This is a genomic window from Nostoc sp. CCY 9925 (assembly GCF_963920935.1).
Taxonomy (GTDB): Bacteria; Cyanobacteriota; Cyanobacteriia; order Cyanobacteriales; family Nostocaceae; genus Nostoc.
On record NZ_CAWUDO010000012.1, the window covers coordinates 1 to 19893 of the forward strand.

Below are 19893 nucleotides of genomic sequence, written 5' to 3' on the forward strand. Positions count from 1 at the left end.
CTACTACGTCAAACCACCCTCTTGTACTTGGGGCGCGTCCAACTGCGATGGTCATCGGACTAAAATCCTCTTTTTTTACTAAAATTGCAACGTTTTTGAACCAGCACCGCCTTAAAAGTTTCCTTTGTTCAGCGACAGCCGTGAGGAATTAACGTTTTTTTGACAATCTCAACAGCCTAAAAGCTACTGAAATTCTGAGAGCTTGCTGTCTAATGAAGTCAGCATTTCTCAGAGCTATGCCACTACACGTACCACTGGCTAGTAACTTAGCTTGTGGTAACTTAATGATTCTTAACTTATCATATTAGTTCGGTTTTGGCCAGACACACGCAAGCGGATCGGGTATTTAACACGAACGTATATTTATATATGAATATCAGAATTTTTACAATTTGACACAAGTTTTCTCAGAAATCTAAACAATTGGGATTGGGAATTGGGCATAGGGCATCGTGAAGAGGACAAGGAGAATTGGGGACAAGGGGAAAGACTTGTTATAAATTCTCACCTTGTCCCCTTGTCTTCTTTGCCCCTCCCATACCCCATTCCCTAATCCAGTTGCAATATATCCCGATTCAATGGCAGACTTTTAAAGAGAGTATCTCACAGGCCAAGGTAGTTAAATGACGGCATCAACAACGATTAACAAAGGCGATCGCCTGCTGCATCAAAACGTTCTCGGTTCTCGTCGGTTTAGTAACTACTGGTGGGCAACTATCGTTACCTTGGGAGCAACAGGCTTTTTACTGGCTGGCATATCCAGTTACCTAAAAATTAATTTACTCATAGTTACCGATCCAACTCAACTGATATTCGTCCCTCAAGGATTGGTGATGGGATTATATGGCAGCGCTGGCTTGCTACTAGCCACATATCTATGGTTAGTAATTTTATGGGATGTGGGAGGCGGTTACAACGAATTTAATCAAGAAACCAGCACATTCAAAATATTTCGTTGGGGATTTCCCGGCAAAAACCGTCGAATTGAAATAGATGGTCGCATAGAAGATGTGCAATCTGTACGAATAGCGGTAAAAGAAGGTATTAATCCCCTTCGCTCACTGTATCTCCGCGTTAAGGGTCGTCGAGATATACCCCTAACACGAGTCGGACAACCCTTATCCTTAACAGAGTTAGAAACAGAAGGCGCAAAGCTAGCTCGCTTCTTAGGGATATCATTAGAAGGACTTTAAGGGACTGGGGACTGGGAAATAGGGAGGGGGTAGTAAAGACTCGGGACTTGAGAAAAAATTTTCCGAATACCCAATCCCCAGCACCCAGTAACCAATACCCAGTCACCAGTCCCCAATCTTCCCTTGAAACGATAAGATACTTAAGTTGAATCAGTAACTAGCAATGCGGTTGAAAATTTCACAATTTTTGGTTTCTCTGGCGATCGTTAGTGCCTTGATGTTGGCAGGATGTTCAACACAGCAAGTCGCTTCTAATAGTCCTTCTGCAACATCGACAGCTACCTCAAACGCAACTGAGGCTAGTACCAAGACAACTACTGAAGCAACATCTGTATCTCAAAGTACTAATGAGAGTGTTCCTGGAATTGCCAATTTACCAAGGCTCGAAGGCAAAGCTACTGTAGTGCTTACAGTTAAAAGCTCGCCCATTACTATTGAAGTAGACGGTACTAACGCCCCAATTACAGCTGGCAACTTTGTAGATTTAGTACAAAAGGGTGCTTACGATGGCTTAGCTTTCCATAGGGTTGAGCGCGGAACTCCGGAAAAACCCCAGCCGTTTGTAGTTCAAGGTGGCGATCCCCAAAGTAAAGACCCAAAATTTCCCATAGATCAATTGGGAACGGGTAGTTATATTGACCCCAAAACTGGAAATATTCGTTATATACCCTTAGAAATTAAGGCGAAAGGCTCAAATACACCGGTTTACAATCAAACATTTGATGCTACTGCTCAACCCGTTGTATTGCCTCATAAACAAGGTGCGGTAGCGATGGCGCGATCGCAATCACCAGACTCAGCTTCTTCACAGTTTTATTTTGCTTTAGCAGATATAGGATTCCTAGATGGTAACTACGCCGTATTTGGCTATGTCACTCAAGGATTCGATGTAGTCAACAAAATTCAGCAAGGCGATCGCATCGACTCTGCTAAAGTTACCCAAGGTGCAGAAAATTTGAAAACACCAGGACAGTAAGAGGATGGAGAGCAGAGGAGCAGAGGGGCAGAGGTGATAATAATAACTCCTAGTTCCCAAATCTGTGAAAGTAGTTGTTACTGGTATTGGTCTTGTTTCGGCTTTAGGCGAAAGCTTAGAAGAAAGTTGGCAAAATTTGCTAGCGGGTAAATCTGGAATTCGATTACTTCAACCATTTCCAGAACTTAGACCATTTCCTCTGGGTTTAATTGGTCAACAACCAGCTGAGTTGACAAGGCTAACTCAGTTGGTTGTTACTTCTGCTTTGCAAGATGCTGGACTAGTTCCACCTTTAGCTGATTGTGCTGTAGTAATTGGTTCAAGTCGCTCTTTTCAAGCATCTTGGGAAGTCTTGATTCGGCAGATGTATCAGGACGTGGCTAGTAAAGAAGACACAGAAAATTTCTTCTCGTCCCTCCATCCCTGCGTCCGCGCCTCCTCTTTAGAAAATTGGCTCGATACATTGCCTCACATGAACGCGATCGCAACTGCGCGACAAATTGGTGCATCTGGGATAGTTTTAGCACCAATGGTAGCTTGTGCTACTGGAATTTTATCTATAGCCCAAGCAGCTTTACTTATACAAACTGGGCAATGTCAACAAGCGATCGCTGGGGCGGTGGAAGCACCAATTACACCTTTGACTTTAGCAGGATTTCAGCAGATGGGTGCTTTGGCAAAAACTGGCGCTTATCCTTTTGATTTGCACCGGGAAGGCTTAGCCTTGGGTGAAGGTGGAGCTGTATTTGTCTTGGAATCAGCAGAGTTGGCAAAACAGCGTCAAGCAAAAGTCTATGGTGAAATTCTCGGTTTTGGCTTAACCAACGATGCATATCATACTAATTCACCGGAACCTCAGGGAAAAAGTGCGATCGCTGCTATCAAACAATGTCTAGAACGTAGTTGTCTCTCGCCAAGGGATATCGATTACATTCATGCTCATGGCACAGCTACCCAGCTAAATGACCAGATGGAGAGTATGGTAATTCAGCATTTGTTTCCCCAAGGCGTAGCAGTTAGCTCCACCAAGGGAAGCTCAGGTCATACATTAGGAGCATCTGGAGCCTTGGGCGTGGCTTTTTCTCTGATGGCTTTAAAGCATCAAATTTTACCGCTTTGTGTAGGATTGCAGCAACCAGAGTTTGATTTAGAGATAGTTACAGCAACACGCTTCAGTAATATTAGCTATGTACTATGTTTGAGTTTTGGCTTTGGTGGACAGAATGCAGCGATCGCTTTAGCAAGGTAATTTGTCAAATGTCAATTTACAATGCATATAGCTTTTAATAAAACTGTAACAAAAACTACAAAATTCCTATTTTTCTAAAAAAAAGGGTAAGCTAGGCAATATATAAGATCCGGTTCGCGCAAAGACCGCGATTAGGAGAAAATTTTATGAGTTTAGCATCTGTGTTGCCGTTGGAAGCTGCTTCTCCAGCGCATATTTGTCCATTCGATCAAGCGTGTAGTTACCTAGAGGCTGCGGCTAGGGAATTAAGGCTAGATCAGGGATTGATAGAAATTCTCAGTCATCCACGCAAAGTGGTAACAGTTTCGGTTCCTGTGAAACTAGATAATGGGGAAATACAAGTTCTTGCGGGACATCGAGTGCAGCACTCTGATGTTTTAGGCCCTTACAAAGGCGGAATCCGTTATCATCCGGCTGTGACATTGCGGGAAGTTTCAGCCCTAGCAATGCTAATGACTTGGAAATGTGCGTTATTGGGTATTCCTTACGGTGGTGGCAAAGGTGGTATTGCGATCGATCCAAAACGTTATAGTGTTGGGGAACTAGAACGGATCAGCCGTCGTTATATTAGCGAGTTGATTAAAGATATTGGGCCTTCCGTGGATATTCCTGCACCAGACATGGGTACTTCCGCCCGTGAAATGGCTTGGATGATGGACACTTATTCCGTGAATGTCGGTCATGCAGTGCCAGGGGTTGTGACTGGGAAGCCGCTTTCTATTGGTGGTTCTAGGGGACGGGAAATGGCAACCGGACGCGGGGCGATGATTGTTGTACGTGAGGCGCTAGCAGACCAAGGTAGATCCTTGACGGGAGTGCGAGTAGTTATTCAAGGTTTTGGTAATGTTGGCAGTGCCGCGGCTGAATTACTATACGAAGCGGGAGCGAAAATTCTCGCTGTTTCTACAAGTGCTGGGGGAGTATTTTCTCAAGACGGTCTTGATATTCCCAAGTTGAAAGCCTATGCTGCTGAGAATCGCAAGAGTATTGTAGGTTTTCCGGAAGCAGTAGCAATTAGCAATGCAGATTTATTGACTTTGCCTTGCGATGTCTTGATCCCAGCAGCTTTGGAGAATCAAATCACTGAAGAAAATGCGGCTCAGGTGCAAGCGCAGATTGTTGCGGAAGCAGCTAACGGGCCGGTGACTCTTGAGGCTAGCTTATCGTTAGAGGCACGGGGTGTGACGGTGCTACCAGATATTTTGGCCAATGCAGGTGGCGTAGTGGTGAGTTATTTGGAGTGGGTGCAGGGTCTTTCTTACCTATTTTGGGATGAGGAACGCGTCAACCGCGAAATGGAACATTTGATGGTGCACGCTTACCACCAAGTGATTCAGCAGTCCAAGAAGCGGCAAGTTTCTTTAAGGTTAGCAGCTTATACACTGGGGGTAGGTAGAGTAGCTCAAGCGCTGACTGATAGGGGTCTTTATCCTTAGCATTTAAGGATATACAGTCGTTTCAATTAACATAAACCAAAAGGATTGAAAATTCGGAATTCCGAATTCTCAATCCTTCAAGGATATTTAAGGTTAACCCTACGACTAACCAGAAGGTGTAGCAGCATGAATTAAGTCTGGGTTTTCCTCAACAGGAGGACGCTTAATACTTTGAGCTGATGTGGGACGTTGATGGCGTAGTTTACCGCCGCAGGCATCGCGAGTTTGTATCTGTACGGGTTGACCGTTCTTAATTGACTGGTAAAGCGCTTGAATGATACTAACATCGATCAATCCTTCAATCCCAGACGGTTCTGGGTCTTGATCTTCAAGAATGCAATTAGAGAAGTAAGTAAATTCAGCTGCTAATTGATCGCGATCCTCAAAGGTATGCTCTTGTGTCTCACCATTAATTGTTAGGTAATGCTTGATTTCTCCCTGCCAAGGATAGGCAGGTTCTACTCGCAAATCTCCTTTAGTACCCACAATCTGATAAGTTGCAACGCTAGCTGCTCCAAAGCTACAGGTAAACGTTGCCAATCGCTCATTCGGAAAGCGCAAGATGACACTAGTCATTTCTTCGATTTCGCTGAAACGTTGTTCTCCCTTATTAGCAGCTACAGCAAATACTTCAATTGGTTCATCTTGAAATAGATAACGTGCGGCATTAATACAGTAAATGCCAATATCATCAAGCGTTCCACCACCTGTTACATTCCGTAAACGAACATTGCCCTCTTCTACTTGTTGAGTAAAAACAGAATTAAAAATTCGTGGTTCGCCAATTTGCTTGGAGCGGACAATTTCGACTGCTTGTAAATTTGCTTCTTCTAAATGTAAACGGTAGGCAATCATCAGTTTGACACCGTTATCATTGGCAGCTTTAATCATTTCCTCACACTCTTGTTCTGTCACCGCCATTGGTTTTTCACACAATACATGAATTGCCTGATTAGCAGCTCGTACAGTGTATTCACAATGCAAGTGATTAGGCAAAGCAATATAAACTGCATCAACCTCACCGCTTGTTAGACAGTCTTCATATTCCTCATAGGAATAAGTCCGCTTTATGCCGTACTTTTTGCTCAGTTCTTCTCTTTTTGTGGGGTCATCAGAAACCAGTGCAACTAATTCTGAGTTTTCCGCGTGGGTAAAGGAAGGTAATGCAGCTGCTTGAGCAAACCAACCTAAACCAACAACGGCGTAACGAATTTTGCGCTTCCCATTGGTGGCAGTCATTTTTGTACCTCTCCATCAAGAAAGTTTGTGAATTTTAAGGGACTGATTACGCGCCATTTTGGACTAGCTGTTTCTCAAAAAAATCACCAAAAAATAGTAATGAAACCCACGGAGGTGGGTTTTGCCTGTATAGCCGCGAATTCCATTCGCCAGAGCAAACGTGTTTTTACAAAAGTGAGATGTTCCCTACATTATCTTGTGAGTGCAGCTTCAATTTCTGGTTCTACTTGAGCTTTAGCTTTCTGAAATTCCTGTCCTAGCTCAGTTAGCTCTTGTTTATCCATACACTCGCGGACAGCACTAAAAATTTCGCTTTCTTCTTCTTCTACATGATACTGAACTGCTTCCTTTAATTCGCTGAGTTTTTCTTTAAACTCAGGGTCACTAGGTTTAAGAGCCTTAATTTCTTCTAAAATTAACGACACTTCCTCGTGTTCTTCTTCAGCTTCTTCAACATATTGTTCAGTTTCTTCGTATTCTCGCAAAGCAGGATAGAAGACTAATTCTTCAGTTCTGGCATGTAAATTTAATGCTTTATAGAGTTGATTGAAATTTTCATGCAATTTGGTTCCTTTGGCTTTTTCAACTTCTGCAAAAAGTTGCTCAACTTGGCGATGCTCTGCTTCAATTAAGGAGAGAATGTCTGTTGCTTTAGTTTTAGCCATTTTTTCCCCTCAGTAATAATCAATTTCTAGGGCTGAGAATTTGGAGATCGATCAATGGGATCTCGTATATTCTCAATAATTTGGTAAATTAAAACCTCATTCTTTTAGTAAGCTTTTGTTTAGACTTAAGGAATATTTATGGCAATGGCAACAGGACTAAAATTCATAACCTCGGCATGAGGGATAATGAGTATGTAGAATTAGCAGCCACAACTACTACTAGGAGCTTAACAAGTGTATGGTGATACAAATAAAACCAACAACTCAGACTTTATACGACCAAGATTATTACCTTTGGCTGAGGACAACTATCAATCAACTTCGCGCAGGACAGTTTTCTGCTGTGGATTTAGATAATTTGTTGGAAGAATTAGAAACTATGGGTAGAAGCGAAAAGCGACGGATAAAAAGTTTGTTGATTCGACTTTTTGAACATCTGCTTAAGCTTAGATATTGGGATAGAGAACGAGAGCGAAATGAAGGGCATTGGAAAGGGGAAATCAGAACATTCCGTAGAGACATTAAAGATAGACTTAAAGATAGTCCTAGTTTAAAGCCTTACATTTTAGAAATATTTGATGAATGTTATCAAGATGCAAGGACAGAAGCAAGTGATCGCTCTCAACTTGCTATTGACATATTCCCCTTAACACCCATTGGTTCCTTAGAACAAATTTTAGATGAAAACTGGTTTGCTGAGTAATGTTATTTAGCAAATATCACAGTCAATTAGCCTGGGAGACTAGATCCCTGACTTCTTTAAGAAGTCGAGGATCTGAGCGACAAGAATAAATACCAACATTCACTACCAAACCCGATTAAAATAAATACGCAACTTGGGTTTCCATAGGAGTTATCCAGCCGTGCAGCCGGACTTAATAGGCTTGGAAATTAGTAAAGGGGAACTGAGACGCTTGACTGGGTTCGACCCAGAAGACGTTTTTCGACCCTCTGTTTTGCGAGATCGCAAGAAGCGATTAGGCTTTTTAATCAATGAAATGCTGGTGACGTTGGCGCTAACCCCAATCATCGTTGGCTTTGTTTATGCCTTTATTATTTTGCCAACAATCGGGTCTTCAATTAAATTTGGAATTCTTTTACTAATTCTAGTGCCAATCCCGATATTAGTTGGGCGAACCCTCTGGCGACAGTTGACCTTTCCTGAAGGACTGACAATCCTTTTAGATGAAGTTGATAAATATCATGACCTGATTAAAGCCATAGATATCAATGATCAATTGGCAGCATCAGGAAATGTAGAAAGCAGTATCCATGATAGAGATCAAGTGACCGCCGCTCTGCAACTGATTCGAGAAGATTTAGTCCGCGCTCTAAAAACGGAACGAATTTTGCGAGATAATAAAAATTTGCTTGCTAATAACCAAGAGTTATTTGTCAATAATTTAACTAGTCTCCAAGCCTTACAAGTAAGTAGTCAAGCAGGCGAATACGCTCAACTTTTAAATCAATCATTGCAGATTGCGATCGATGTACAAGCAGAAATCAGAAAATTGCAGAAAGGCTAAGAAAATGTTTCTAAAGCTTGGGCGACTAGAAGTCACGGCTACACAGACAAAACCTGCCTCCGCAGGTTAGAAAACCCTTGATTTTGTATTAGTCCACGGAGGTGGACTTTGCTTGTGTAGTAGCGACTTCTAGTCGCCCAATACTTTCCCAGAAAACAATCGCCCGTTCATCTAAATGAGCAACAAACCCAAAATAATTGTCCTAGATGACGATCCTACAGGTTCTCAAACAGTCCACAGCTGCTTGCTACTAATGCACTGGGATCTGGACACTTTACGCAGTGGATTGCAGGATGATTCACCGATTTTCTTTGTACTGACTAATACTAGATCTTTAACCCCAGAGTCAGCCGCATCTGTCACCAAAGAAGTTTGCCAAAATCTGAAAATTGCTTTGCAGGCTGAAGAAATTGAAGATTTCCTGATTGTCAGTCGTTCCGATTCTACTTTGCGCGGACATTATCCCATTGAAACAGATGCGATCGCTCAAGAACTCGGCCCTTTTGATGCCCATTTTCTTGTACCTGCATTTTTTGAAGGTGGACGCATCACCCGTGACAGCGTGCATTATTTAATCATTGACGGTGTACCCACCCCAGTCCATGAAACCGAATTTGCCCGTGATTCGGTCTTCAGCTATCATCACAGTTACTTACCCAAGTACGTTGAACAAAAGACTAAAGGAAAAATTCAGACCGAAGCAGTAGAAAGGTTTCTCCTGGCTGATATTCGCGCTGGGAGTCTGGAACGCCTGTTAAAACTGACTAATAATCAGTGTGCTGTGGTTGATGGTGAAACTCAAGCCGACCTCAACCGCTTTGCAGTAGACATATTAACAGCAGCCAGTCAAGGTAAACGCTTTTTATTTCGCAGTGCTGCCAGTATTTTAACGGCTTTAGCCGTTTTACCTCCCCAACCTATTGCCGCTGAAAACATGGCACAGTACGTCCGCCAAGGCAAACCAGGCGCGGTAATTGTTGGTTCCCATGTGAAAAAAACTACTCAGCAGTTAGAGGCGTTGTTGCAAGTAGAGGGAACTGTGGGAATTGAAGTTGATGTAGCGCGACTACTTGACGATCAAACAAATCAATCTGCTGCATTGCTAAGGGAAGTTCAAGAAAGTGCACGGGTGGTACACGAGGCTGGTAAAACACCAGTAGTTTATACTAGCCGTCAGGAACTGAGTTTTAAGGATGTGAAGACTCGATTGGATTTTGGGGCAAAGGTTTCAGCCTTATTAATGGATATTGTCCGCAGCTTACCATCTGATATCGGATTCTTAATCAGTAAGGGTGGTATTACCTCAAACGATGTCTTGAGTACTGGCCTAGCTTTAACTTCAGCCCGCTTACTCGGTCAAATTTTACCTGGTTGTTCAATGGTGCTGACGCCATCCAATCATCCCCAGTTTCCCGATCTGCCTGTGGTACTGTTTCCCGGTAATGTCGGTGATGCTGATGCTTTGGGCACAATTTATCAACGGTTGACTAAAACAGCTTTAAGTCCATAGTCAAGATAATGATAATTTTGAACTACCTCAGATCTTTTTTGTCTAAATACTAATTAGAAGAATGATTGCGAAACAGAAAGCGCCCAAAATCTTATCTAATCAACCTTTTTTTCTCAGACGCTACGCCTAGCTTGCTTTGACCTAGTAGTACACAATCGAAAATTTCAAATCCAAAATGTTATAAGGATGTTGTTGTATTTTGCAAACGATCTAATATTGGTAATTATTCGGTGTATCCCTTGTCTTTTGGCTAGTATTGCATGACTTCTGATTCCGCATTACCCAATCTAAAGTCAAATTCTGCACTTCCTAATGCAGAACCAAACTCTATTCATTCCCAGGTAGAGTTAAATCCTAATGTTTCTGATCTAGAGTCAGATTCTATTCTCCCAGATGCTGAGTTAAATTCTGTGCTGCTGTATTTAAAATCAAATACTGAGCTTGCGGATGTAGAATCAACTCCTGCGAAGCCGGATGTAGAGTCAAATTCCGCAAATTCTATCCTGACTGATTTAAATAGCGGTGACTCACCATTATCAGGACATCGGGTAAATCAGAATATTCAAGTCCAGCTGAAAAGTGAGGGGGGACGACTGTTATTAATTTTACCGTCGGAATCTCAAGTACCTGCTTCAGAACTCAGTTGGTCTGATATTTGGCAACAAATAAGGCAGCGCTTGAACGCTGGCGATCGCTTTCGTATATCTAACACTCCCGTACATCTCATGGCACAAGACCGCCTAGTAGATGCCAGACAACTCCAAGAACTCGCTGAAGCTTTAAGTGATGTCCAACTGCGATTAATCTCAGTTTCCACTAGTCGTCGGCAAACTGCGATCGCTGCTGTCACATCTGGTTATTCTGTAGAGCAACTACAACCCGTAACTTCTCTGCATACAGAGCCAAAAGCTACAGCCATACCCCAGGCAGATGCCCTTTATTTGGAAATGACTGTACGCTCTGGAGTAGAAATTCGTCATCCTGGGACAGTAATTATCTTAGGAGATGTAAATCCGGGTGGTATTGTAATTGCAGATGGAGATATTATCATCTGGGGTCGTCTACGTGGAATCGCTCATGCTGGTGCTGGGGGTAATCGTGAGTGTCTGATTATGGCTTTGCAAATGGAACCAACCCAATTGCGGATCGCAGATGCTGTAGCTAGGGCACCAGAAAAATCACCGATGCATTTTTCTCCAGAGGTGGCACATATTACGCCCCAAGGAATTCGCATCGCCAGGGCTACTGATTTTTCCAGAAACCAATTGACTAAGACCGATAAGCAACCCTGAATATTTACTTAAAACATTAAGGATATGCAGGATAAAACATAGCGATTTTCATGTAGATAGAATACACTACTCTAATCCATAGCCCTTTTCCCTCGCAAAGTGTATTGTACATAACCGAAAAACGCTATAAAAAAGCACTCATACCTGATTCTCGTCGTTGAGATTCAGATATTTCTTCATACTTGATACGATACTTCATACTTTATACTGCATTTACAGTTTTATATTTCCTGAACCCTCATTGACCGCATTTCTATCATGACTCGCATTATTGTGATTACCTCCGGTAAAGGAGGAGTGGGTAAAACCACCGTTTCAGCAAATCTGGGCATGGCTTTAGCCAAAATGGGGCGTCAAGTTGCCTTGGTTGATGCGGATTTTGGTCTGAGAAATTTAGATTTGCTGCTAGGGCTGGAAAACCGCATCGTCTATACTGCGGTGGAAGTCTTAGCAAGAGAGTGTCGTTTAGAACAAGCCTTGGTTAAAGACAAGCGACAACCTAATCTTGTACTTTTGCCAGCAGCCCAAAATCGCTCTAAAGATGCAGTCACACCAGAACAGATGAAGTTATTGGTGAATGCACTAGCGCAAAAGTATCAATATGTAATTATTGATAGCCCCGCCGGCATCGAAAATGGATTTAAAAATGCGATCGGTCCAGCCAAAGAAGCGCTAGTTGTCAGCACACCAGAAATTTCCTCAGTTCGTGATGCAGACCGAGTAGTTGGATTACTAGAAGCACAAGGCGTTAAGCGTGTTCATTTAATAATTAACCGCATCAGACCCGCAATGGTGCAGGCAAATGATATGATGTCAGTGCAAGATGTTCAGGAACTTCTCGCCATCCCCTTGATCGGGGTAATCCCTGACGACGAGCGTGTTATTGTATCTACCAATCGCGGCGAACCTTTGGTATTAGGGGAAACTCCCTCTTTAGCTGCCACAGCCTTTGAAAACATTGCTCGTAGATTGGAAGGGGAAAGTGTCGAATTTCTTGATATCGACTCGTCCCAAGACAGCATCTTCGCGCGTCTTAGAAGGTTGTTGTGGACAAAGATTGTTTAACTTATTTCCCAGTCTCGGCCCCAGACCTATTCGTAATGATTGAACTTCTAGAAAAACTTTTTTCTCGTGGCCCTGATAGCAGTCGAACTCAAGTGAAACGTCGGCTGCAATTGGTGATTGCTCACGATCGCGCTGACATCGACCCCCAAACGTTGGAAAAAATGCGGCAAGAAATCCTAGATGTCGTCTGTCGCTATGTCGAAGTCGAGACAGACGGCTTAGAGTTCTCTTTAGAAAGCAACCAACGAACCACAGCTTTAATTGCAAATTTACCCATCCGCCGAGTCAAAGGCGCCATACCTGAATGGGAAAGAGGTGATAAGTAGCCGTAATTTTAATCTTATGTATTTCTAAAATTAACCTCACGTTATAGCTTCAGGAAATAAAGTGCGTTCCCTCTTAGGGTTGCCGTAGGCATCGCCTTAGTTTTAAGCATCACGAATTGCTTTAACTAGTTCGTCTTTGTTTATTTTGCTACAAGTCTTCAATATTCAACGCTTTCGCTGGTTAAATAATAAAAAACCATGCCCACGAAGGGCATGGTTTTTGGACAATTAAGAATTGGGCATAGGTTTAGTAGCCAGATATGAAGGCTGTTTTACTCCTGAATTCTGAATTCTGCTGCATCAATAGACCTGCCTTGAAAATAGCGACTGGGGAAGAAATATTTTCATTCCTTTGTTGTGAACCGTGTTCATGGAGTCTCTTGCAAAAATAGTTTTGCACTCTTGGAGGGAAAGGATTTTTCTTACTCTTTTCCCTACTTCTGCAAGAAGTCTAATAAATAGATGCCAACACTTTATCTGCTGCTGCGCGAAAAGCTGTTGCTGCGCCAGCACTCATATCTCGCGGCGCACAGATGCGATTTCTCAGATAGGCAAGAGTAATAGCTCCAACAGCAGCTAAGGTTGGATCGATATTTTCTTTTCCACCAACTCTACCCCAAGGTAATGGGACATTATTTCCATTAATCAGATAGTCTGCCAGCAATCTGAGGTGAAAGTCAATCGCTTCTGCGATCGCCGAGATATCGCCATTTGTTGCTAAAGTTTGCACCCCAGAGTTTTTCAGAATATCTTTAGTCGCAACTTCTCGGTTATCGCTCAGTCGCTCAGCTGCTTCCGCTCGATATTGGATTTCCTGACTAGCTGCTGCGTCCAATGGCAATGGATTCCCCACCGGTGATGCACCCCATCTGCGGCGCAGAAGTAAATTATTTGTGGTGTCATCCGACTTCACCCTATGGTATGCAGGATGCTGATTCAGTGCCTCAAACCAAGCATTGATCCGGGAGAAGCGGGGATTTCCTTTGATGTGATAGCCTCGGTATACAGGTAAGTTAGCCGCCAATCTATCTAGATGAGGGCTATACATAATGTCTACCAAGCTAAAACTTGAGACAAAGTAGGGGCCAGAGTATTTACCCAAGGCTTGCTCAAGCTCATCTAATTTAGCTTCAAATGCTGTCTGGAAATTTGCTAACTCATCAGCATCTGTAGGCGTTTGTCTTAAAAATTTATAGGCAATCTCTCTAAATCCATTAGTTTCGGCATCTTCAACCCACTGTCTGGCGATCGCGTTTTCTTGTGGATCTTCAGGAAGTAGGGAGGGACTGCTAAATCGTTCTTCTAAAACTAGGAGAATATCTTTAGATTCGTAGACTAATTTGCCCTCAATTTTTGCACCAGGGACAAGGGATGTGGGAACCAAATCTCTATACCACTGGGGTATATTACTCAAATCGATGAATTCCGTTGCAAATGGAATTTCCTTTTCTTCCAGTGCAAACCAGACTCGCTCGCAGAAAGGACACCAGGAATTAGTATCTCGATAAAGGAGGACTGGCGGTTCTGTATTTGGGGAAAGTTTATCTAAACCGGTGGGGATTGGTGCAGTAGAAGGAGATTGCCCTGGTCTTTTCACCCTACGAGCAGAAGTATTTTTTCTCGCAGTCTCTAACAGGTCTTCCCAACTGGACACCGAATTTTGAATAGACATATTTTATCTCGCTTTATTAGCAACGCCAGAAAACACAAATAACTGTTGTTCTTTGGGTTCAGTGAAATTTTTGCCAAGGTAACGATGAATACCTACGCCCATGTTTCCTGTGGCAGTGAGTTTGAAGTTCACTTCCTCAAATCCAGACGCACGGAAAGTTTTCCGCACATTATCAGAGTAAGGAATACCATTAGAATGTCCGCGAGTCCAGATAACAAAAGCACCTTCTTTACTCAGAAAACTCAGGTTGTCCAACAAGCGGTTAAGTTCAACTTCCTCAGGCAGATTCCCAAAGACACCACACACAAGCACAATATCTGCTGGAACTGCTCCTACATAGTTGGCGGCGATAGTTGCATCACCGTTGACGAACTCAATTTGCTTGGCTAAACCCAAAGATTGTATAGTTGCCCGTCCACGTTCAACTAAATTTGAATCTATTTCCACAAGCCTTGCATAAACATCCTGCTTACGAGGGTGATTTTTTAAAGTTCCTAGTAAATCTCGTCCATCACCCGCGCAAACGCTCACTATATGGACAGTGCCATGTCCAGATGCATTCAAGCTATAAGCAATATATTCCTGCACGATTTCTAGACGCTGTTGCAATACTGGCTCAGTGTTGTAGAGATCGTGCCATTCAAACCAGTCTTTTGGCATAAGGAGTGATTCCCATGTCATACAAATTACCGTAAAATAAAACTACGGTAAATCTATAAACGATTAGTAGTTTTAATGAACGCAAGTTACCATAGAAGTCGATCCAAAATCAAGTCTTGTATTGTAGGGCTGTTCGACCAATGTCTGTGTACGTCATAATCGTGTTTATATGAAGCTAAAACCGTACACAACGAGGAGGATAACAAGATGAAAATCTCGGCAGTTGTGGATGAAGGGTTTTCGCAGATTGCGATCGTTGATATTAGCGCCTTGGTTTCTGGAACAGATGAACGCCACATAGTCGCTTCTGAAATTAGGCAAGCATGTTGCGAGTCTGGGTTTTTCTATATCGTTGGACATGGCGTAGACGAGGATTTACAGCAACGCTTAGAACTACTTAGCCGACAATTTTTTGCCCAAGATTTAGAAACTAAATTGAAAATTCGCATGGCTTTGGGTGGTAAAGCATGGCGGGGGTATTTTCCGGTGGGAGGCGAGCTAACATCTGGTAAACCCGACCAAAAGGAAGGTATTTACTTTGGTGTCCAACTAGGAGAGGAACATCCACTAGTACAAGATGGCACTCCTATGCATGGTTCTAACCTCTTCCCGTCTAATATTCCACTGTTTCGTGAGACAGTACTTGAATATATGGAGGCAATGACCCACCTTGGACACACACTGATGGCTGGTATTGCTCTGAGTTTGGGGCTGGAAGAATCTTATTTTGCTGACCGCTACACAGCAGACCCACTAATATTATTCCGTATTTTTAATTACCCTGCCTATTCATCACCATCAGATTCTAAAGATAAATGGGGAGTTGGCGAACATACTGACTACGGTATCCTAACTATTCTTAAGCAAGATGATTCAGGCGGATTGCAAGTGAAATCAAAATCTGGCTGGGTTGCTGCGTCTCCTATTCCTAATTCCTTTGTTTGTAATATTGGCGATATGCTAGATCGGATGACGGGAGGTTTGTACCGTTCTACACCTCATCGGGTTCAGAATTTGTCAGGACGCCATCGCCTTTCGTTTCCGTTCTTCTTCGATCCAAATTTCAATGCTGAGGTAAAGCGGATTGAATTGGATGGATTACTGATAAATGATGACAAAAAGGAACGCTGGGATCGGGCTAGCGTTCATGATTTTCGCGGAACCTATGGTGATTATGTGTTGAGTAAGGTGTCTAAGGTTTTTCCAGAGTTGCGACGGACGGTTTTATAGAAGGTCAGGGGAGTATCAATCTAGGAGTTTTGAGCTAAATAAAAAATTCCCGTTGCCATCACAACTGACAACGGGAGTTAATCAAATTTTCTATTAACTATCGATAAGCAACTTGTGGACCTGCCCAAATTTCTGTAACCTGTTTACCAAAAGTAATAGGCTGATCGTCGTCTGTTGTAGTGACAGTCTTGCCATCATTAGCAACTTTCACCAAAGGCCAGTTTTCCTCGCCTAGTTCACCTGCACGAAATAGCACATGATCGGGTTGCCTTTTACTCCAGCCTAGCAAGACTGCAATCTTCTCATCGTCATGTTCCTGATTAGCGGGAGCAACAGTGTTAGCGTGATTCTTTTGCCGATCCCAAATCACGGCACTATCTGTAGAATCACCTGTGTTAAATACGCCTTCAAACTTGCGTGCCAAAAAGCGATCGCCTTTTTCCGACCAACTAACGGGAACTAACACCCCAATCTGACCGCTTGTATCAGTTTCTTCTGATGATACCGCCTTGAAAGCTTTGGTTTTTAATAGGGGATCGCTAACAGGAGTAGTTGAAGCCATCACCCACAATTTCTTAGTTTGCATATCTTGTACAAACATAACGCTGGTGACACGGCTGTTGTACATTTCCGGTTTTACTTCTAGTTGCACCCGGCTATAAACAGCATATTTTCCATCTGGAGAAAGCACGGGTACGCTGCGGTAATGGCGCACTCCAGAACCACCGTTAGAACCAATAGCCTCTTGAGTAGCTGTAATCCATTTCCAAGGAATAGGATGAGGGCTGCCGATGGGATCTATTTGTTCTGCTTGGGATTCATCAACTGTTTCAGTAGTAGGTATTTCCGTTGTTATGGTTGGTTGTGATTCTCTGATAATTGGTGCTACTTGAGCCGCTGCCAATGATTCAATAAAAGGTTTTTTTCTAGAGAAAGAATTTTTTTCTTCTTTCAAAGATTTGATATTAGCAGCTTTGAGTTTTTGTACTAATTTAATTTGACCAACAGGAACATCTGTTAATGGTGCAAGTTCAACTTTTGCCAGAGAATCGGGAATGTTTAAATCGCTGCTTGAGAGAGAACTATCTGCTTGTGCAAAAGACTCAATTTTATCCTCTGGTAATACTTGCGGTTCCTGAATAACAATGCTTTGTGTGGGCACAGAGTCAAATTCTTCTGCCGATGAGTTGACTCGATCTACTGTTAATGTCTCAGCTATCTCAGGTTCCCCAACTAAAGCTATTTCCTTTGACACAGGCTCAGACTCTTCAGTAATTGAAGTTGGTTTAACGACTTCGGATTTTACTGAAGCCGAGTGACCGGATGCCCCTAACAAAGGTGCGATCAATATCACAACGACAACGTAATTGAGAAATGGTTGGGCGCGGAACCATCCTGACAGCAAAAGGGGTTTAAGCATTTGTAGATTCTCTAGAGGGGCGGTTGCTTATGTGAGGAGCAATACCTATGCAGCAATGGAGCAGGCGATAATTATATGTATAACAAGAAACTAAAAGCTTTTACTAAATAATTTCTTCATTTGCAGAACCTGGTAAAAACGTATCATTAAGTACACCTTTTCTTTGTTTCAATACTGAGTATTTTTTTACGAAAATATGCGAGTATAGTAACTGTACTGATAACTCAGTAGTTACTACAGATGCTTAATTGAGGTGTAGATAAACTCAACCACACCATAAGCACCCCTTTTCTAGGGTATTTAGGTTACAGTTCGAGCTAGTGTATAGTGCAAACTAAAACCAGCTAAACCGCCCTGTTGAAAATCATGCTAGCCAATCGCTAACACACATCAAATAAAGCAGTTTACACACTATATCAGTGCAAACCTCGGTAATGGTAAACGTGAGGCGTTACGTCAAGAGCTGGGAAAGCGGACACATAATACATAATACTCAGAAAATATTGTTGCCAGCAACCCTAATTTAGAAATTGCAATCTAAAGTATAGAAACACTTTAAATGCAATGCTCTGTTGCAAAAGCAATTGCGCTAAATGCTGAAATTTTGCAAAATCATCAGCACAACAACAATATCTACTGGGTAGATGCTCTAGCTACTTCGTAAGGACACATACCGTTGAGGATAACTAGAGGGAGATGCAGTTGATACGAACTTTATATTGTTGCTAACTTAATGTAGTTAAGTTAATCAAACAGTCTATAGTTTCAACAAATACGATAACATTTTACCACCAAACAACCAAACTATAAATATCTAACTTAAAAGTTGTCAGTTATCAGGGGCGCACTTACTATTAACTAGTGACTACTGACCAATGATTAATGGCTAATGAAAATTGTATTTTTTGGTACTCCCCAGTTTGCTGTTCCAACTTTAGAAAAGTTATTAAATAATTCTAAATTTGAGGTGTTAGCGGTTGTTACCCAACCAGATAAACGCAGGGAACGTGGAAATAAACTGACTCCTTCACCTGTAAAAGCGATCGCCACTGCTCACAATTTACCAGTATGGCAACCAGAACGGGTGAAAAAAGACACCGAAACTTTGAATTTACTCAAACAATCAGACGCAGATGCGTTTGTTGTTGTTGCCTATGGACAGATTTTGTCCTCAAAAATCCTCAATATACCAAAGTTGGGCTGCATTAATGTGCATGGCTCGATTTTGCCCAAATATCGTGGTGCAGCGCCGATTCAATGGTGTTTATATAACGGTGAAACGCAAACGGGGATCACCAGCATGTTAATGGATGCAGGCATGGATACCGGGGCAATGCTACAAATAGCTACTACACCCATTGCATTACTGGATAATGCTCAAGATTTAGCCCAAAGACTGGCTGCAATTGGTGGGGATTTGTTAGTGGAAACTTTGTTGAAGTTGGAAAGTAAAGAAATTCAACCAATACCCCAAGATAATTTAGCAGCGACTTATGCACCTTTGATTCAAAAACAAGATTATGGTTTGGATTGGTCAAAAAGCGCTATCGAATTACACAATCAAATTAGAGGTTTTTACCCTAATTGCACAGCTACCTTTCGTGACAACCCGCTAAAAATCACCGCTTCTGTTCCCCTTAGGACAGAGGGCGATCGCCAGCTACCACCAGAGTTACAAGAATTAATACATAAATTGTCTGATTTGTCAAATATCTCAGATAGACCGGGAGTAGTGGTGAGTATTGCCAAAGGAGTTGGGGCAATTGTCCAAACTGGGGAAGGTTTGTTGCTGTTGCGAGAGGTTCAGCTAGCTGGTAAACGTCCCCAGTCCGGATGGGATTTTGTTAATGGTAGTCGGTTAACTGTGGGGGAAGTATTTGGTATAGGGAGTTGAGGGGGATCAGGGAGATGCGGTTCGGCTTCTCTGCGAGACGCTACGCGTAGCTTGCTTCCCCGCAGGGGTACGCTCACCGACCGGGAGATGAGGGAGATGGAGAGTGTGGGGAGAATAACTCTTAACTCCTAACTCCTGACTCAGCACTCAGCACTCTTAACTCCTAAGTTTTCATAAAAGCGGCAAGATTCGCAAGGGCCATCTGGGTTGACTGCACAACGAATGATTTCTGAGTGAGCATTGTAGCAGCAGCTGGCATCGCCAATTACCCAACGTCCTTCTACCAAACTTTTCTCAGATGGTCGTTTTGCAGACTGGACGTAAATGGCAATATTATGTAAGCGGTAGCGTCCAGCTTTTAGTTGATATCGATGACGGCGTTCTAGAACAGCGTAGGTTTTACCTTCAAAATCGAGATAGTTTCCAGGTTGGGGTGTCCAATCAAGTTGCACTCTACCGAGGGACTCACGCGGATGCGTGAGAATAACCTCGGTTTGTAAAGAGTCTGGCTCCATAAGCTTATGTGATTTGATTTACATT

At 42.6% G+C, this 19893-nt stretch carries 18 protein-coding genes; 12 read left to right on the top strand and 6 right to left on the bottom strand.

What is annotated here, in order from left to right:
* Positions 1-623 precede the first annotated feature (623 nt).
* The 4 genes from ACM0OY_RS08780 (at position 624) to ACM0OY_RS08795 (ending at position 4854) form a co-directional block, all read left to right on the top strand.
* Positions 624-1193, top strand: coding sequence for a photosystem I assembly protein Ycf4 (locus ACM0OY_RS08780; RefSeq protein ID WP_414568482.1), 570 nt, complete (start codon positions 624-626; stop codon positions 1191-1193).
* Positions 1194-1356: 163 nt separating this feature from the next.
* Entirely contained in the window at positions 1357-2169 is an 813-nt protein-coding gene (locus ACM0OY_RS08785) for a peptidylprolyl isomerase (protein ID WP_414568483.1), read from the top strand.
* A gap of 64 nt (positions 2170-2233) precedes the next feature.
* Positions 2234-3418 (top strand): beta-ketoacyl-ACP synthase, encoded by a 1185-nt coding sequence (locus ACM0OY_RS08790; protein WP_414568484.1) that lies wholly within the window; start codon positions 2234-2236, stop codon positions 3416-3418.
* Between the two features lie 146 nt (positions 3419-3564).
* The gene (locus ACM0OY_RS08795) at positions 3565-4854 is read left to right on the top strand and encodes a Glu/Leu/Phe/Val family dehydrogenase (RefSeq protein ID WP_414568485.1); all 1290 of its coding nucleotides are present in this window, start codon (positions 3565-3567) and stop codon (positions 4852-4854) included.
* 105 nt (positions 4855-4959) lie between these two features.
* Here ACM0OY_RS08795 and ACM0OY_RS08800 read toward each other — a convergent pair whose 3' ends face one another.
* Positions 4960-6093 carry a Gfo/Idh/MocA family protein gene (locus ACM0OY_RS08800; protein WP_414568486.1) on the bottom strand — a complete coding sequence of 378 codons (1134 nt, stop codon included), beginning with the start codon at positions 6091-6093 and terminating at the stop codon, positions 4960-4962.
* A gap of 191 nt (positions 6094-6284) precedes the next feature.
* Positions 6285-6758 carry a hemerythrin domain-containing protein gene (locus tag ACM0OY_RS08805; protein WP_414568487.1) on the bottom strand — a complete coding sequence of 158 codons (474 nt, stop codon included), beginning with the start codon at positions 6756-6758 and terminating at the stop codon, positions 6285-6287.
* A 238-nt stretch (positions 6759-6996) separates the two neighbouring features.
* Between ACM0OY_RS08805 and ACM0OY_RS08810 the strand changes: the two genes are divergently transcribed.
* The 6 genes from ACM0OY_RS08810 to minE all read left to right on the top strand — a co-directional run bounded on the left by ACM0OY_RS08810 (position 6997) and on the right by minE (position 12477).
* Entirely contained in the window at positions 6997-7461 is a 465-nt protein-coding gene (locus tag ACM0OY_RS08810; protein ID WP_414568488.1) for a DUF29 domain-containing protein, read from the top strand.
* A 160-nt stretch (positions 7462-7621) separates the two neighbouring features.
* The gene (locus tag ACM0OY_RS08815; protein WP_414568489.1) at positions 7622-8284 is read left to right on the top strand and encodes a hypothetical protein; all 663 of its coding nucleotides are present in this window, start codon (positions 7622-7624) and stop codon (positions 8282-8284) included.
* Positions 8285-8459: 175 nt separating this feature from the next.
* Complete coding sequence (locus tag ACM0OY_RS08820) at positions 8460-9794, top strand: four-carbon acid sugar kinase family protein (protein ID WP_414568490.1); 1335 nt, start codon at positions 8460-8462, stop codon at positions 9792-9794.
* A 260-nt stretch (positions 9795-10054) separates the two neighbouring features.
* The gene (minC, locus tag ACM0OY_RS08825) at positions 10055-11086 is read left to right on the top strand and encodes a septum site-determining protein MinC (protein WP_414568491.1); all 1032 of its coding nucleotides are present in this window, start codon (positions 10055-10057) and stop codon (positions 11084-11086) included.
* 258 nt (positions 11087-11344) lie between these two features.
* A complete protein-coding gene (gene minD, locus ACM0OY_RS08830; RefSeq protein WP_414568492.1) occupies positions 11345-12151 on the top strand; it encodes a septum site-determining protein MinD in 807 nt (268 codons plus the stop codon).
* Between the two features lie 35 nt (positions 12152-12186).
* Complete coding sequence (minE, locus tag ACM0OY_RS08835) at positions 12187-12477, top strand: cell division topological specificity factor MinE (RefSeq protein ID WP_193915198.1); 291 nt, start codon at positions 12187-12189, stop codon at positions 12475-12477.
* 451 nt (positions 12478-12928) lie between these two features.
* On the opposite strand, the gene ACM0OY_RS08840 is transcribed toward minE, so the two are convergent.
* Positions 12929-14149: a glutathione S-transferase family protein gene (locus ACM0OY_RS08840; RefSeq protein WP_414568493.1), complete on the bottom strand. Its 1221-nt coding sequence runs from the start codon at positions 14147-14149 to the stop codon at positions 12929-12931.
* A 3-nt stretch (positions 14150-14152) separates the two neighbouring features.
* On the bottom strand, positions 14153-14809 hold the full coding sequence (locus ACM0OY_RS08845; RefSeq protein WP_414568494.1) for a class I SAM-dependent methyltransferase family protein: 657 nt from the start codon (positions 14807-14809) through the stop codon (positions 14153-14155).
* Between the two features lie 207 nt (positions 14810-15016).
* Between ACM0OY_RS08845 and ACM0OY_RS08850 the strand changes: the two genes are divergently transcribed.
* Complete coding sequence (locus ACM0OY_RS08850; protein WP_414568495.1) at positions 15017-16039, top strand: isopenicillin N synthase family dioxygenase; 1023 nt, start codon at positions 15017-15019, stop codon at positions 16037-16039.
* Positions 16040-16136: 97 nt separating this feature from the next.
* Here ACM0OY_RS08850 and ACM0OY_RS08855 read toward each other — a convergent pair whose 3' ends face one another.
* Positions 16137-17459 carry a hypothetical protein gene (locus ACM0OY_RS08855; protein WP_414568496.1) on the bottom strand — a complete coding sequence of 441 codons (1323 nt, stop codon included), beginning with the start codon at positions 17457-17459 and terminating at the stop codon, positions 16137-16139.
* Positions 17460-18348: 889 nt separating this feature from the next.
* Between ACM0OY_RS08855 and fmt the strand changes: the two genes are divergently transcribed.
* Complete coding sequence (gene fmt / locus ACM0OY_RS08860) at positions 18349-19353, top strand: methionyl-tRNA formyltransferase (protein WP_414568497.1); 1005 nt, start codon at positions 18349-18351, stop codon at positions 19351-19353.
* A gap of 140 nt (positions 19354-19493) precedes the next feature.
* Here fmt and ACM0OY_RS08865 read toward each other — a convergent pair whose 3' ends face one another.
* Positions 19494-19868: a DUF6464 family protein gene (locus ACM0OY_RS08865; RefSeq protein WP_414568498.1), complete on the bottom strand. Its 375-nt coding sequence runs from the start codon at positions 19866-19868 to the stop codon at positions 19494-19496.
* Positions 19869-19893 lie beyond the last annotated feature (25 nt).

Bases quoted from the DNA above. Each gene is read 5' to 3' on its own strand.
- ACM0OY_RS08820 (WP_414568490.1), top strand. From the start codon at position 8,460: ATGAGCAACAAACCCAAAATAATTGTCCTAGATGACGATCCTACAGGT.
- ACM0OY_RS08810 (WP_414568488.1), top strand. From the start codon at position 6,997: ATGGTGATACAAATAAAACCAACAACTCAGACTTTATACGACCAAGAT.
- ACM0OY_RS08795 (WP_414568485.1), top strand. From the start codon at position 3,565: ATGAGTTTAGCATCTGTGTTGCCGTTGGAAGCTGCTTCTCCAGCGCAT.
- ACM0OY_RS08780 (WP_414568482.1), top strand. From the start codon at position 624: ATGACGGCATCAACAACGATTAACAAAGGCGATCGCCTGCTGCATCAA.
- minC (WP_414568491.1), top strand. From the start codon at position 10,055: ATGACTTCTGATTCCGCATTACCCAATCTAAAGTCAAATTCTGCACTT.
- ACM0OY_RS08840 (WP_414568493.1), bottom strand. From the start codon at position 14,149: ATGTCTATTCAAAATTCGGTGTCCAGTTGGGAAGACCTGTTAGAGACT.
- ACM0OY_RS08785 (WP_414568483.1), top strand. From the start codon at position 1,357: ATGCGGTTGAAAATTTCACAATTTTTGGTTTCTCTGGCGATCGTTAGT.
- ACM0OY_RS08845 (WP_414568494.1), bottom strand. From the start codon at position 14,809: ATGCCAAAAGACTGGTTTGAATGGCACGATCTCTACAACACTGAGCCA.
- fmt (WP_414568497.1), top strand. From the start codon at position 18,349: ATGAAAATTGTATTTTTTGGTACTCCCCAGTTTGCTGTTCCAACTTTA.
- minE (WP_193915198.1), top strand. From the start codon at position 12,187: ATGATTGAACTTCTAGAAAAACTTTTTTCTCGTGGCCCTGATAGCAGT.
- minD (WP_414568492.1), top strand. From the start codon at position 11,345: ATGACTCGCATTATTGTGATTACCTCCGGTAAAGGAGGAGTGGGTAAA.
- ACM0OY_RS08850 (WP_414568495.1), top strand. From the start codon at position 15,017: ATGAAAATCTCGGCAGTTGTGGATGAAGGGTTTTCGCAGATTGCGATC.
- ACM0OY_RS08865 (WP_414568498.1), bottom strand. From the start codon at position 19,868: ATGGAGCCAGACTCTTTACAAACCGAGGTTATTCTCACGCATCCGCGT.
- ACM0OY_RS08805 (WP_414568487.1), bottom strand. From the start codon at position 6,758: ATGGCTAAAACTAAAGCAACAGACATTCTCTCCTTAATTGAAGCAGAG.
- ACM0OY_RS08855 (WP_414568496.1), bottom strand. From the start codon at position 17,459: ATGCTTAAACCCCTTTTGCTGTCAGGATGGTTCCGCGCCCAACCATTT.
- ACM0OY_RS08800 (WP_414568486.1), bottom strand. From the start codon at position 6,093: ATGACTGCCACCAATGGGAAGCGCAAAATTCGTTACGCCGTTGTTGGT.